Origin of the sequence: Janthinobacterium sp. Ant5-2-1 (assembly GCF_001445815.1) — a bacterium.
Lineage (GTDB): Bacteria > Pseudomonadota > Gammaproteobacteria > Burkholderiales > Burkholderiaceae_D > Janthinobacterium > Janthinobacterium lividum_E.
Map to the genome: position 1 here is coordinate 1 of NZ_LNCE01000003.1, position 13,390 is coordinate 13,390.

The window sequence follows — 13,390 nt, forward strand, 5'->3', positions numbered from 1 at the left end:
CGGCGGTGGCAGCGACCACGACGATGTCGTCGTCACGCCACCGCCGCCCGTGGTGGTGGCTGGCGATGTCTTCGTGCTCACCGCCAGCAACAAGTTGCTGTCGTTCGACCGCGCCACGCCGGCCACCATCCGCAGCACGGCGACAGTGACGGGCCTGCAGGCCGGCGAAAACCTGCTGGGCATCGACTTCCGCCCCGCCGATGGCCAGCTGTATGGCGTCGGCAGCACGGGGCGCATCTACATCCTGAATGGCGTGACGGGCGCCGCCACCGTGAAAGCCACCCTGGCGGCCGATGCGGGCGATACGACGGCGCCTTACACGGCGCTGGCCGGCACGGAGTTCGGCGTCGATTTCAACCCCGTCGCCGACCGCCTGCGCATCGTCAGCAATACGGGCCAGAGCCTGCGTATCAATGTCGACACGGGCGCCACCACCACGGATGGCGCCATCAATGGCGGCGCCGCCAATACGGCCATCACGGCGGCGGCCTACAGCAACAGCTTTGCCGGCACGGCCAGCACCACTTTATTTGTCATCGACGCGGCCAACGCCACGCTGTACACGCAAAATCCGCCGAACAACGGGACCCTGGCCGGCGCCGTGCCGCTGGGCGTGGCGGCCATCGGCGTGGCCGGCTTCGACATCGATGCGCGCACGAATACGGGCTACGCCGTCATGACGGTAGCCGGCGCGCGCAACCTGTACACCCTGAACCTGGCGGCCAGCACGGCACCGGCGACCCTGGTGGCGGCCGTCGGCGTGACGGAAGAATTGCGCGGCATCGCCTTGAAAGCGCCGGCCGCGCCCGTCGCCTACGGCTTGACGGACGACGCCCGCATCGTCACCTTCAAGACGGCCACGCCGAACACGCTGGACGCCAACGTGGCCGTCACAGGCCTGGCGGCGGGCGAGCGCCTGCTGGGCTTTGACATCCGTCCGAAAGACGGCTTGCTGTACGGGATATCGTCGGCGGGACGCATCGTCACCATCGATCCTGCCACGGGCGCCGTCACCGTCAAGGCGACGCTGGCCGCCGATGCGGCGGACGCCACCGCGCCGTACGCGGCCATCGCCGGCACGGCCTTTGGCGTCGATTTCAATCCCGTCGCCGACCGCCTGCGCGTGATCGGCAACACGGGACAAAGCCTGCGCATCAATGTCGATACGGGCGCCACGACCACCGACGGCGCCATCAACCGCGCGGGGGCTGCGCCGACCGTCACGGCGGCCGCCTACAGCAACAGCTTTGCCGGTACGACGGCGACCATGCTGTTCGATATCGACACGGCCAGCGCGGCGCTCGCCCTGCAAAATCCGCCCAACGACGGCACCCTGGTGAATGTGGGCGCGCTGGGCGTGGCCGTGGCGGGCGACATCGGTTTCGATATCGCGGGCGGCGCCAACGGCCTGGCCCTGGCGGCCTTGCGCACATCGGCCACGGGACCGAGCTCCCTGTACCGCATCGACCTGGCGACGGGCGCGGCCGTGCTGAGCGGCGGCGCGGCCACGCCGGCGGCGTCCCTCATCGGCAGCGGGGCGGTGGGGCTGGTCGATATCGCCATCGCGCTCAAGTAAGTCAAGTAGGCCAGCCAGGCGCCGCTCGGTGTATCACGATTTCTGCATTTGCTGCTGGAATGTGAGCTCGATGAATTCGGCCGGGCGGCTGATGGCGACCAGGATGTTGACCCGCAAGATACCTTCCAGAAGGTCGTCGGCCGTCATCGTTGTTCCGAGGCCGACTTCCACCTGGAAGGCGTCGCTCGGCGAGGCGCCGGCCAGGCCGCCGCGCTTCCAGATGCCGGTCAGGAAGTTGCTCGCCATGCTACTGATGGTGACCCAGGTGCTGGCCACGTTCGGCTCGAACACATAGGCCTGGATGGCCAGGCGCAGCGACTGCTCGAGCATGATCATGGTGCGGCGAATGTTAATGTAGCGCCAGTCGAGGCTGTTGCCGTCGAGCGTGCGCGCACCCCACACCAAAGTGCATTGACCGGCGAAGCTGCGGATGGCGTTGACCGACTTTCCCGTGCCGTGCACGTTCAAGCCTTCCTGTTCATCTTGCGTGATATTGACGGCCGGCGCGCTGACCGCAGCGATGCCCACGTTGGCCGGCGCCTTCCACACGCCGCGCGTGTTGTCGGTCAGGGTGTACAGGCCGGCCATCGCGGCGCCTGGCGGCAGCAGATTGAGTTGGCCGTGCATGGCCAGCAGCAGTTGCTGGTACAGGGGACTCATGGCGCGCAGTGCATGGTCGATGGCCGCGATGCGGCTGGCTTGAGCGCTTTCTGACGAATGCGCAATGGCCATTTGCTCGAACAGGGCCGACACTTGCCGCTGCCCGCCGGCGTCCAGCGCCTGCAGCAGCAGGTCTTGCAGCGCGCCCCAGTGACTTGTGCGGATGTGGGTGAAATTGAGTTCGTCCAGCGGAACGACCGTGGCCTGTACCCACGGATAGTAGGCGGCCCCGTAAGCCAGCGAGTCGCTGCCGATGCCTTCCCGGAAAGCGGCCACGGGCCCATCCGTCAAAGGCGCCGCGCCATTGTGGATGTCGAGGATGGCGAAGCGGTTGCGCATCTGCTGGCCACAATGCATGAGCATGTGACGTTGCAGCGCATGGCAGTCGTCCAACGCCAGCAGCATGGCGTCGGGCACGGCCAGCAGCGTGACTTCCCGCTCCTGCAGCAGGGCATCGATGCCGGCGCGCAGTGCGCCGATGTCCGGCGTGTCATGATAATCGCCGACGGAGACGATATGGCAGGCGCCGCCGCCATTCTGGAAGAAGAGCTGCATGCTGTGATACAGCAGGAAGTGGCCGGCGACCTGGCGCAGCGTGCACGACGCGCCGCCAGGCGTCGCGGGTGCGTGGCCCGCCTCCAGCATGAAGCCTGGCATGGGCGCGCCGCCGAAGCAGGCTGTAAATTCCGTCATCGAAGCGATGCGCCACGGCTGGTTGCGCAGTGACTCGCCGTCGTGGCTGGCGCTGGCCGTGTAGCCGACAAAGGCCGGCACGGCCGTCGCGACTTCAACGACCGAATCGGGAAACGCATTTTTTTCCACGATAGACACGCCGGGAGTTTTGTATTGCGCCATTTGCATGCTTTCCTGGTTGGTCAGAGGGAGCGGGGCGTGCCTCGGGCCATGCATCGTCTCAAGCATCGTCCCACGCATCGTCCCAGTATAGCCAGTGATCAGGCGGCAATGGTCATTTCTTGCTTTACATTTGTTTGATAATTCCAGTAGTATTGAAATATTGAATATCATTCTCGCTTTTTCCCCGGACGACTGCCCATGCTCACCGCTTTCCTCATCTTTCTCGCCACCTTGATTCTCGTCATCTGGCAGCCGCGTGGCCTGGGCATAGGCTGGAGCGCCGTCATCGGCGCTTTTGTCGCCTTGCTGGCCGGCGTCATCCATTGGGGCGACATCCCCGTCGTCTGGCATATCGTGTGGAACGCCACCGGCACGTTTGTTGCCGTGATCATCATCAGCCTGCTGCTGGATGCGGCCGGCTTCTTCGAGTGGGCCGCGCTGCACGTGGCGCGCTGGGGCGGGGGCAGTGGACGCAAATTGTTCGTGCTGCTGGTCTTGCTGGGCGCGCTCGTCTCGGCCGTGTTCGCCAATGACGGCGCCGCGCTGATCCTGACGCCCATCGTCATCGCCATGTTGCGTGCGCTGAAATTTTCCGCCAGGGCCACCCTGGCCTACGTGATGGCGGCCGGTTTTATTGCCGACACGGCCAGCTTGCCGCTCGTGGTGTCGAACCTGGTCAATATCGTCTCGGCCGATTTCTTCAAGATCGGCTTTGCCGAGTACGCGTCCGTGATGGTGCCCGTCAACGTCGTCGCCGTGCTGGCGACCCTGGCCGCCTTGCTGCTCTTTTTCCGCAAGGATATCCCCCGCGACTACGAAGTCGCACAGCTGAAACGCCCGGACGCCGCCATCCGCGACCTGGGTACCTTCCGCGCCGGCTGGCTGGTGCTGGCGCTGCTGCTGGCGGGCTTTTTCTCGCAGGAGCACTTGGGCGTGCCCATCAGCCTGATCGCGGCCGTGGGCGCCGCGCTGCTGCTGGTGGTGGCCGGCAGGGGCCACGTGATTTCCACGCGCCACGTGCTGCGCCATGCGCCGTGGCAGATCGTCGTCTTTTCTCTGGGCATGTACCTGGTCGTGTACGGCTTGCGCAATGCGGGCCTGACGGCGTACCTGACTGGCATGCTGAACCACTTCGCCCAGTACGGCGTGTGGGGCGCGGCAATGGGCACGGGCGTGCTGACGGCCTTGTTGTCGTCCGTGATGAACAACCTGCCGACGGTGCTCGTGGGCGCGCTGGCCATCGACCCGACGACGGCGCAGGGGGCCGTGCGCGAAGCGATGATCTACGCGAACGTCATTGGCAGCGACCTGGGACCGAAGATCACGCCCATCGGCAGCCTGGCCACCTTGCTGTGGCTGCACGTGCTCGACAGCAAGAATATCCACATTTCCTGGGGCTACTATTTCCGCGTCGGCATCGTGCTGACCGTGCCCGTGCTGCTCGTGACCCTGGCCGCGCTGGCGCTGCGCCTGGGGTGATGGCGGAGTAGGGGACAGTTTACTAGACGACCGGTCAGATTTCTTGTTATACTGGCCGCATGAGCAAAAAATCTTCCGCCGACATGCGCCAGCACCTGATCGACATCGCCAAGGCCCTGATGGCCGAGAAGGGCTATACGGCCGTGGGCCTGGCCGAACTGGTGGCTGCGGCCGGCGTGCCGAAAGGCTCGTTCTACTATTACTTCAAGTCGAAGGAAGAGTTTGGCCAAGCCTTGCTCGACGATTATTTCACCACCTATTTGCAGACGGTCGACGCCTTGCTGGCCGGCCCGGGCACCGCCCGCGAGCGCCTGCTCGCGTATTTTGACTACTGGAGCGCGACCCAGGCCGGCAGCGCGCCGGAAGGCAAATGCCTGGTGGTCAAGCTGGGCGCCGAAGTGTGCGACTTGTCCGTGGACATGGGCGCCGTGCTGCGGCAGGGCACGGGCGCCATCCTGGAACGCCTGACGCAGTGCATCGAAGCGGGCCACCTCGACGGTTCCGTGACGGCGGCGACGCCGGCCCGCGTGCTGGCCGAATCGCTGTACCAGCTGTGGCTGGGCGCTTCGCTGATGGTCAAGGTGGCCAGGAACGGCGGACCGTTCGACGCCGCCATGTCGACCACGCAACGGCTGCTGGCGTAGCCGTTTTTTTTAATCATTAACTAGACGACCGGTCAGTTATTTTGATCTCTCGCACAATATGAAAGCAATACGATGAGCGAACAGCATGAAAGCGATTTATTTTCTCCAGTCGACCTTGGCGCGCTGGCCCTGGCCAACCGCATCGTCATGGCGCCGCTCACGCGCAGCCGCATGGGCGACGATGGCGTGCCGAACGCCTTGCACGCCGAGTATTACGCCCAGCGGGCCAGCGCCGGCCTGATCATCAGCGAGGCGACGAATATCTCACCGCAGGCGCGCGGCTACGCCCTGACACCGGGCATCTGGACGGACGAGCAGGTGGCTGGCTGGAAGCTGGTCACGGATGCCGTGCATGCGGCGGGCGGCAAGATCGTCTGCCAGCTGTGGCATGTGGGACGCTTTTCGCATACGAGCTTGCAGCCCGATGGGGCCGCGCCTGTCGCGCCTTCCGCCATCCAGGCCGAGGGCAGCACCTACACGGCCAGCGGCATGCAAGATGTCTCCATGCCGCGCGCGCTGGAAACGCGGGAAATCGACGGCATCGTCGCCCAGTATGGACATGCGGCCGCATGTGCGCTGCGCGCCGGTTTCGATGGCGTCGAGGTGCATTCGGCGAATAGCTACCTGCTCGACCAGTTCCTGCGCGATTCCACCAACCGGCGCACGGATGCGTATGGCGGCAGTATTCAAAACCGCGCGCGGCTGACCCTGGAAGTGACGCAAGCCGTGGTGAAAGTGTGGGGTGCAGCAAGGGTGGGCATCCGTTTGTCTCCCGTCACGCCCGACGCGGGCAACACGCCCGTCGACAGTGACGTGATGGCCACCTACGGCTACCTGATCGAGCAACTGAACCGCCATGGATTGGCGTACCTGCACTTCGTCGAAGGCGCCACGGCCACCTCGCGCGACGTGCCCGATGGCGTCGACCTCGATGCGTTGCGGGCGCTGTTCACCGGCCCCTACATCGGCAACAACCATTACGACTTGCCGCTGGCGCAGGCGCGCCGCGCCACCGGCAAGGTCGATGCGGTGGCCTTCGGCCGTCCCTTCATCGCCAACCCGGACCTCGTGGCCCGCCTGCGCCATGGCGTGGCGCTGGCCGTGGCGCCGCGCGCGGCGTATTACGGGGGCGGCGCCGTCGGCTACACCGATTGGCCAGCCAGCCAGTCCTGATTTTTTTTTCACCCAACCAAGGAGCGCAACATGAACACCACCACTTATGTGCAGGATTACCAGGCCATCGTCGCCGTACTGAATCAATACAATGCGGGCGGGGCGCAGGCAGACAGCAGCATCATGCGCCCGGCCTTCAGCGGCGAGGCCACCATTTTCGGCATCGACGGCGAAGACAAGCTGACGGGCGGGCCCATCGAAGGCCTGTTCGAAATCATCGACAGCGCCTTCCGTCCATCGCCGCAGGCAAAGGCGGCCATCGCGCGGATCGATATCGTGGGCACGGCGGCCAGTGCGCGCGTCGATACGGACGACATCTCGGGCTTCCGCTTCACCGATTTTTTCAATCTGCTCAAGGTGCAGGGCGAGTGGACCATCGTGAACAAGATCTATCACACGCACGCGGGCGCCTGATGCTGTATCGTGTGGCGTCCAGTGCATGCGGGAGAAGGAATGAAGTTGATACTGATAGGCGCCACGGGCCTGGTGGGCCGAGAAGTGCTGCGCCTGGCGCTGAGTGACCTGCGCGTCACGGCCATCGTCGCGCCCGTGCGCAAGCCCTTGCCGGCGCATCCCAAGCTCGATGCGCCGCTCGTCGACTTCGACCGCTTGCCGTTGGACGCCCCTTGGTGGCAGGCGGACGCCGTCATCTGCACCCTGGGCACGACCATGAAGGTGGCGGGCACGCGGCAGGCGTTCCGCAGAGTCGACCATGACTATCCGCTGGCTGCGGCGCGGCTGGCGCTGGCGGCCGGCACGCGCACGTATGCGCTCAATTCCGCCGCCGGCGCCAACGCGGCCACGCGCTTTTTCTACAACCGGGTCAAGGGAGACTTGGAACGCGACCTGGAAGCGCTGGGTTTTAGATCGCTGACCCACGTGCGGCCGGGCCTGATCGGCGGCGCACGCGATGAGGCGCGGGCGGGCGAGGGCGCCGCATTGCGCATCCTGCGCATGCTGGGCCCCGTGCTGCCGCGCCGCTGGCGCATTAATCCCGCGCCGCGCATCGCCAGCGCCTTGCTGGAAGCGGCGCTGGCTGGCGCGCCGGGCGTGCACGTCGTCGGCCCGGAGCAGCTGGCTTGACCGCGCGCCCCTTATAATTGCCATTCATGTTTTTTTGAGTACAAAAAATGCAAACTGTGCGTCCTTACCAGGCCGGCGACCGCGACGCCTGCCTGGCCCTTTTCGACGGCAATACGCCGCGTTTTTTCGACCCGTCCGAGCGCGCGGGCTTTGCCGCCTGGCTGGAAAATTCGACACATCCGTACCTGGTCATCGAACGCGATGGGGTCATCGTCGCCTGCGGCGGCCATGCGCTCGATGCGGGCGGTACGGTCGCCAGCCTGTGCTGGGGCATGGTGGCGCAGGATCTGCACGGCCAGGGACTGGGCCGCGCGTTGACGCAGGCGCGCCTGGACGCCATCCGCGCCGTGCCGGGCGTGGCCAGGGTGAGCATGAACACCAGCCAGCACACGCAGGCCTTTTATGCGCGCTTCGGCTTTGAGACAGTCAAGGTGACGCCGGACGGCTTCGGGCCTGGCATCGACCAGTGGGATATGCTTCTGCTGCTGAAAAGCGGGGGCGATGCGCACGGCCACATCGTCGCCGTGCCGCTGGAAAAAGCGTATCGGCTGCTCAATCACGGCCCATCCATCCTCGTCTCGGCCCGCCATGACGGCATCGAGAATGTGATGGCCGCTGCCTGGGCCTGCGCCCTCGATTTCTCTCCGCCGAAACTGACCGTGGTACTGGACAAGGCAACGCGCACGCGCGCGCTGGTCGAAGGCAGCGGCACGTTCGTCATCCAGGTGCCGACGGCGGCGCAGTTGCAGCTAACCCACGCCGTCGGCACGCACAGCCTCGATGCGCAGCCCGACAAACTGGCGCGCGCCGGCGTGCGGCTGTTGCACATGGACGGCTTTGATTTGCCGTTCGTGGCCGGCTGTTCCGCGTGGCTGGCATGCCGTTTGATCCCCGAGCCGCACAACCAGGCCGCGTATGACCTCTTCATCGGCGAAGTGGTGGGCGCCTGGGCCGACACGCGCGTGTTCCGCGACGGGCACTGGCATTTCGAAGACGCCGATCCATCGTGGCGCAGCCTGCACTACATCGCCGGCGGGCGATTCTATGCGATCGGCGAAGCGCTCGATGCTGCTCCAAGCTGACCTGTTGGCGGGCCAGGCCGCCGCCACGCAGCTCGTCATCGTGGCCAGCAGCGGTACGGGCGGCGACATGCAACCGTTTATCGCGCTGGCGCAGGGCTTGCAGCAACGGGGCCGGCGCGTGCTGCTGCTGGTGCCGGGCTGGCAGGAAGCGGCCGCGCGGGCGTCAAGTCTGCCCTATCACACCTTCGGCAGCGCGCAAGAGGGCCAGGCCATGCTGGACGATCCCGGCCTGTGGGATGAGCGCAAGGGCTGGGGCGTGGTATGGAAAGGCCTCGTGCCGCACCTGGGCGCCGTGCGCGACGTCGTGCAAGGCTTGCCGGTCGGCGAGGCGTGCGTGGTGCTGTGCCATCCCATCCTCGTGCCGATGGCGGCCTTGGCCAGGTCGGTACGCCCGGACCTGCGCATCGTCGCGGCGTATCTGGCGCCATCGAATGTGTGCAGCAGCCATGACTTGCTGACCACGGGTTCCCTGCGCATTCCCGCTTGGGTGCCGCTGGCCTGGCGCCAGGCCCTGTGGCGGATAATCCACCGCACGATGATCGACCCGCTGATGCTGCCCGGCCTGAATGGCGCGCGTACGCAGCACGGCTTGCCGCCGGAGTCGCATTTTTTTGCGCACATGCTGGCCGCGCCGGATGCCTCGCTGGGGCTGTTTCCCGCGTGGTTCGCCGCCCCGCAGGCGGACTGGCCGCCGCATTTCGTGCAAGCCGGTTTCACGGGCGCCGCCACGCATGGCGCCGCGGCGCTGCCGCCGGAGCTCGAACGTTTTCTGGACGAGGGCGAGCCGCCCATCGTGTTTACGCCCGGTACCGGCCACCAGCACGCGCAGCGCTATTTCAGCATCGCCCTGGACGTCTTGCGGCGGCTGGGGCGGCGCGGCCTGTTCATTACACCGCATGCGGCGCAAGTGCCGCAGCATTTGCCGGCCAGCGTCCTGTGGCAGGCGCACGCGCCGTTTGCGGCCCTGTTGCCGCGCGTGGCGGCCGTGGTGCACCACGGCGGCATCGGCACCAGCGCGGACGCTTTTCGCGCGGGCATTCCGCAGCTGGTCGTGCCGTTCGCGTATGACCAGTTCGATAACGGCTGGCGGGTCAAACGGCTCGGTGTAGGGGATGTCTTGCTGGCCAAACGGCTGTCGGCACGGCGCATGCGGCGGCAGCTGGCGCGCCTGCTGGCTGCGCCCGAGGTCGCACTGGCGTGCGGCGACGTGGCCCGCCGGATGGGGCAGGGAGTGGAACCAGCGCGCCTGCTTGACCAGGTCGAAGCGGCGCTGGCAGCTGCTTAGGGACTGGCGTCAGGGAGTGCTGTGCGGCGTATCGTCGAGGGCGATGACCCGGTCGTTCGCGCCGGGCACGCAGCCGTCGGCGATCGCATCCCAGCCCCGGTGCACCACCACCTGCTTGCCGTCGTGGCAGATTTCCACGCGCTCGCTGGCGGGCAGGCGCTGGCGCGCGAACGCTTCCAGGCTGGCCGGCAGGCTCACTGCCAGCTGCATCGTGCCGATGGCTTCCGGCGGGTGGTCGTCCATGTGCACGAGCGGTACGAAGATGGAACCGAGCATCAGCCAGCGCGCACCCACGTCGACGGGGGCGGGCGCATAGGGCGCGGCGCGCAGCCAGTCCTGGGCGCGCGCACGCAAGTCGCCGCCTGCGGCCAGTTCGCCCCAGGCGGCGGCCAGCATTTCCGCTACCCACTGATTGCAATTCTGGTATTTCAGGCTATAGGCGTATGCGTTGGCGCTGTAGCGGCCCGCCAGCAATTGCTGCACGCGCACGGGGTCGAGCAGCCCGCGGCGCAGGGGCGGCACGGTTTCCGCCGGCAGTTTCACGAGCGAGATATAGCCGAGCGATGGATTGTTCGTGCCCATGGCGAAACCGGCCGTGCCCTGGTCGAAGATGCGCGGGCGCCCTTCATCGCAGGCGTAGTACAGCTGGCGCGCGGACCAGCCGCTGTCGTTGTCGTGGCGCCAGGCCAGCGCGGCGTGCGAATAGCGGATGCCGAAGCGGGCCAGGTCCAGGCCGGAGCGGCTGATCAGGGCCACGCTGCCTTCGCTGGCGGCCAGTTCCTCGCGCACGACGGCGGCAAAGCGCAACAGGCGATCCTGTTCCGTGGCCGTGAGTTCCTGCGCGCGGTCGCAAAAGCGCGAGGAGGCGAGCGAAGTGCCTGCCTGCGCGGCGCCGGCGCTGAAGAGGGCGCAAACGCCCAGCAGCAGCGCCGGGCTTCGCGGGAGAAAACGAATCAAAGGCTGACGGGACGCGTGGCCATTTCGCCGTACCAGTCATCGGCCAGCACGAGGAAGAAGGCGGCGCGCGTGTCGTTGCGCGAAAATTCGATGCCGTAGGCGCGGTTTTGCGCATGCACCACGTCGCCCTGCGCCAGGTGCTGCTTGTCGAGCGCCGCTTGCGGCAAGTCCAGCACCAGCGGCGTTGCCGTGGCGTCGGCCTGCATGGTCAGGCGCGTCATGCCGTCGCGGCCCGGCACGGCGGCCACGTCGATGATGCGGTAGGGGCCATTGGCCACCTTGTTGTCGCGCGAGGAGCTGTTGCTCGAACCGTTGAGCGAATCGGAAATGCTGCCGCTCGACTGGGAGCCGGCGCTGGAGGCCGAGGAAACGAAGCTGTCGGCGTTGGCGTTGCACGCCATGGTCAGAGCTGCGGCCAGGCCGAGCATGCGTAAGGAGGTAGTCAAGGCAGTTTTCCAGTGGACATCAATGAAAGCGGACCGGGTTCGTCCCGGCCCGCGCCATCATAGCAGATCGGCCATCAGCTGAGCAGTACCTCGATCAGGGCCTTCGCTTCGGCTGACGGCTGCGTGCGCAGCGCCTGCAGCACGGGATCGTGTTCCAAGTAGTGCTGCAGCGGCGCGCTGATGGTGATGCCGGCCTGCGGCAGCGGCGAGGCAACGGGCGCCAGCGCCTTGGCCAGCAGCAGGGTGTCGCGCAAGCCCTCGGGCGGCAGCATGATGGTCGAGCCAGGCAAGGTATTGACGGCATCGGCCACCGGCTGCGGCACGCCCAGCTGGCGCATCAGCGCGCGGCCGATCACTTCCAGAGTGGAGGCCATCTGCGTTTCCAGGTGGTCGTACAGGCCCGGGGTCTTGTCTGCCTGGGCCAGCAGATAAAAGCCCGCCACTTCATGCACGATGCCGGCGAACAGCGCCGTATCGGCGTCCGTCTGCGTGACGGCGCCCGCCAATCCATGCGCCAGCGCCGCCACGTGCACGGTGTGTGCCCACAGCTGGGTGGCGCGGGCGCGCAAGGCTTCGTCGCGGATGCCCGCGTTCAGCTGGCGGATGACGGCCGCCGTCGCCAGCGCATACAGGTTGCGGTGGCCCAGCCGCTCGACGGCGGCGCGCACGCTGGTGATGGCGGGCGCCTGGCCTGCCGCGAACATGGCCGAATTGGCCAGCGCCACCGCGCGCGCCGACAAGGTCGGTTCGCACAGCAGCAGCCGGCTGATGTCGGCCGAGTGGCAATCGGGGTTGGCCAGTTCCTTTTGCAGGAGCAGGGCTGTATTGATGCTGGTGGGAAAGGCCAGGGTTTCCGTTTCGGCGCTGGCCAAAAGTTGCGCAAGGCTGCTGAGCGTGTTGACGTGCATGGATAGGGGAGCGGGAAGTAGCAATGTCCCATAGTATCAGGCAATCCGGTCCGTATGGCGTCCGCCAGCCTTTGGCTGGAACACGGACGCAACACCTTGATCTCTGAGGCGCCGTCAGCGTCCTGCGCCCTGCGCCAGAATCTCCAGGAAAGCCGCCACCAGGCGGCTTTTTTCATCGGCCCGCGTGACGGCTACCACGGTGGTGCTCGTGGCGATGTCGTCCACGGGCAGGAAGACCACGTCGGTGCGGTTGTTTTCCGCGATGGAACGGGCCACCAGGGTGGCGCCCAGGCCGGCGCCCACCAGCGACAGGGCCGTGTAGATTTCCACGGCGGAATACGCGACGGCCGGCTCGGCGCCCGCCGCCTTCAGCGCGGCGACGATCTGCTGGCCGAACGGGCTGATCGGGTCTTTCGGATACAGGATGAAGGGAATGTCCGCCAGCTCGGCCGCGCGCAGCGACGTGCGTCCCGCCAATGGATGGTGCAGGGGCAGGGCGGCCACCAGCGGGTCGTCCAGGGTGACCGCGTGGCACAGGTCGGGCGGCGCTTCGCAGGGGCCGATGAAGCGCGACAGGCCGATATCGATGCGGCCCTGGCGCAGCTGCGCCGGCTGGTATTCGGACAGCGCCTCGACCAGGTCCAGCTGTACCTGCGGATAGGCGGCGCGAAACTGGCGGATGGCCTGCGGCAGCACGGAAAACGTGGCCGAGCGGGTAAAGGCGATGCCGAGCCAGCCGTGGCTGCCCGTCGCCAGGCCCTTGGCCTCGTCGTCCAGCCGCGCCGCCTGCAGCAGCAGCTCCTTGGCGCGCGGATAGAAAAACCGGCCCAGCGAGGTCGGCTCCATGGGCCGGCGTGCACGGTCGAACAGTTCGCCGCCCAGGTGGGCTTCCAGCTGCCCCAGCTGCATGCTGATGGCCGTGGGCGCCACGTGCAGGCGCTCGGCCGCGTGCGCGGCGCTGCCCGCTTCCACCACCTCGCAAAAATACCGCAACTGTCTTAGATTCATTTTTATTGATCCAAGAGTCAATAATCGATGTTTGATATTGAAAATACTTTATATGAAACTGGGCTTCACGACAACAAGATCTGGAGACGTTTCATGGAAGACAGTGTATTCACGCAGGCCCGCGGCCTGAGCAGCGCGGAAGTGTCGGACGCGCTCGACTATTTCGGTTTGCCCGGCAGCGTGCCCGGCCTCGTCCCTGTGGCGGGACCGCGGCGCCTGTTCGGCCCCCCCTTC

At 66.5% G+C, this 13,390-nt stretch carries 13 protein-coding genes and 1 pseudogene; 9 read left to right on the forward strand and 5 right to left on the reverse strand.

Going from position 1 to position 13,390, the window contains the following annotated elements; all coding sequences use genetic code 11:
- Positions 1–1,576, forward strand: a 1,576-nt coding sequence (locus ASN89_RS00145) for a DUF4394 domain-containing protein (protein ID WP_058047845.1), incomplete at its 5' end; no start/stop codon positions are given.
- A gap of 33 nt (positions 1,577–1,609) precedes the next feature.
- Here ASN89_RS00145 and ASN89_RS00150 read toward each other — a convergent pair.
- The gene (locus ASN89_RS00150) at positions 1,610–3,091 is read right to left on the reverse strand and encodes a phage tail sheath family protein (RefSeq protein ID WP_058047854.1); all 1,482 of its coding nucleotides are present in this window, start codon (positions 3,089–3,091) and stop codon (positions 1,610–1,612) included.
- A gap of 198 nt (positions 3,092–3,289) precedes the next feature.
- On the opposite strand from ASN89_RS00150, the gene ASN89_RS00155 reads away from it, so the two are divergent.
- The 8 genes and pseudogenes from ASN89_RS00155 to ASN89_RS00185 all read left to right on the forward strand — a co-directional run bounded on the left by ASN89_RS00155 (position 3,290) and on the right by ASN89_RS00185 (position 9,837).
- Positions 3,290–4,570, forward strand: a complete 1,281-nt coding sequence (locus ASN89_RS00155; protein ID WP_058047846.1) for an arsenic transporter — start codon at positions 3,290–3,292, stop codon at positions 4,568–4,570.
- A 59-nt stretch (positions 4,571–4,629) separates the two neighbouring features.
- The gene (locus tag ASN89_RS00160; protein ID WP_200968927.1) at positions 4,630–5,214 is read left to right on the forward strand and encodes a TetR/AcrR family transcriptional regulator; all 585 of its coding nucleotides are present in this window, start codon (positions 4,630–4,632) and stop codon (positions 5,212–5,214) included.
- Positions 5,215–5,286: 72 nt separating this feature from the next.
- Positions 5,287–6,387, forward strand: coding sequence for an alkene reductase (locus tag ASN89_RS00165; RefSeq protein ID WP_058047848.1), 1,101 nt, complete (start codon positions 5,287–5,289; stop codon positions 6,385–6,387).
- 30 nt (positions 6,388–6,417) lie between these two features.
- A complete protein-coding gene (locus ASN89_RS00170) occupies positions 6,418–6,801 on the forward strand; it encodes a nuclear transport factor 2 family protein (protein WP_058047849.1) in 384 nt (127 codons plus the stop codon).
- 39 nt (positions 6,802–6,840) lie between these two features.
- The gene (locus tag ASN89_RS00175) at positions 6,841–7,470 is read left to right on the forward strand and encodes an NAD-dependent dehydratase (protein WP_058047850.1); all 630 of its coding nucleotides are present in this window, start codon (positions 6,841–6,843) and stop codon (positions 7,468–7,470) included.
- A gap of 47 nt (positions 7,471–7,517) precedes the next feature.
- Positions 7,518–7,922: pseudogene (locus tag ASN89_RS29360) on the forward strand (GNAT family N-acetyltransferase); the annotation flags it as partial.
- Positions 7,923–7,943: 21 nt separating this feature from the next.
- The gene (locus ASN89_RS29365) at positions 7,944–8,552 is read left to right on the forward strand and encodes a flavin reductase family protein (protein ID WP_235501815.1); all 609 of its coding nucleotides are present in this window, start codon (positions 7,944–7,946) and stop codon (positions 8,550–8,552) included.
- Complete coding sequence (locus ASN89_RS00185; RefSeq protein ID WP_058047851.1) at positions 8,536–9,837, forward strand: nucleotide disphospho-sugar-binding domain-containing protein; 1,302 nt, start codon at positions 8,536–8,538, stop codon at positions 9,835–9,837. Before ASN89_RS29365 ends, ASN89_RS00185 begins: the two co-directional genes overlap by 17 nt.
- A 9-nt stretch (positions 9,838–9,846) precedes the next feature.
- Here the strand turns inward: ASN89_RS00185 and ASN89_RS00190 are convergent, their stop codons facing one another.
- The 4 genes from ASN89_RS00190 to ASN89_RS00205 form a co-directional block, all read right to left on the reverse strand.
- Positions 9,847–10,794, reverse strand: coding sequence for a DUF2145 domain-containing protein (locus tag ASN89_RS00190; protein ID WP_414842495.1), 948 nt, complete (start codon positions 10,792–10,794; stop codon positions 9,847–9,849).
- Positions 10,791–11,222 carry a hypothetical protein gene (locus ASN89_RS00195; RefSeq protein ID WP_058047852.1) on the reverse strand — a complete coding sequence of 144 codons (432 nt, stop codon included), beginning with the start codon at positions 11,220–11,222 and terminating at the stop codon, positions 10,791–10,793. Before ASN89_RS00195 ends, ASN89_RS00190 begins: the two co-directional genes overlap by 4 nt.
- 92 nt (positions 11,223–11,314) lie before the next feature.
- A complete protein-coding gene (locus ASN89_RS00200; RefSeq protein ID WP_161911723.1) occupies positions 11,315–12,112 on the reverse strand; it encodes an HDOD domain-containing protein in 798 nt (265 codons plus the stop codon).
- Positions 12,113–12,262: 150 nt separating this feature from the next.
- Positions 12,263–13,156 carry a LysR family transcriptional regulator gene (locus tag ASN89_RS00205; RefSeq protein ID WP_058047853.1) on the reverse strand — a complete coding sequence of 298 codons (894 nt, stop codon included), beginning with the start codon at positions 13,154–13,156 and terminating at the stop codon, positions 12,263–12,265.
- Between the last annotated feature and the right edge of the window lie 234 nt (positions 13,157–13,390).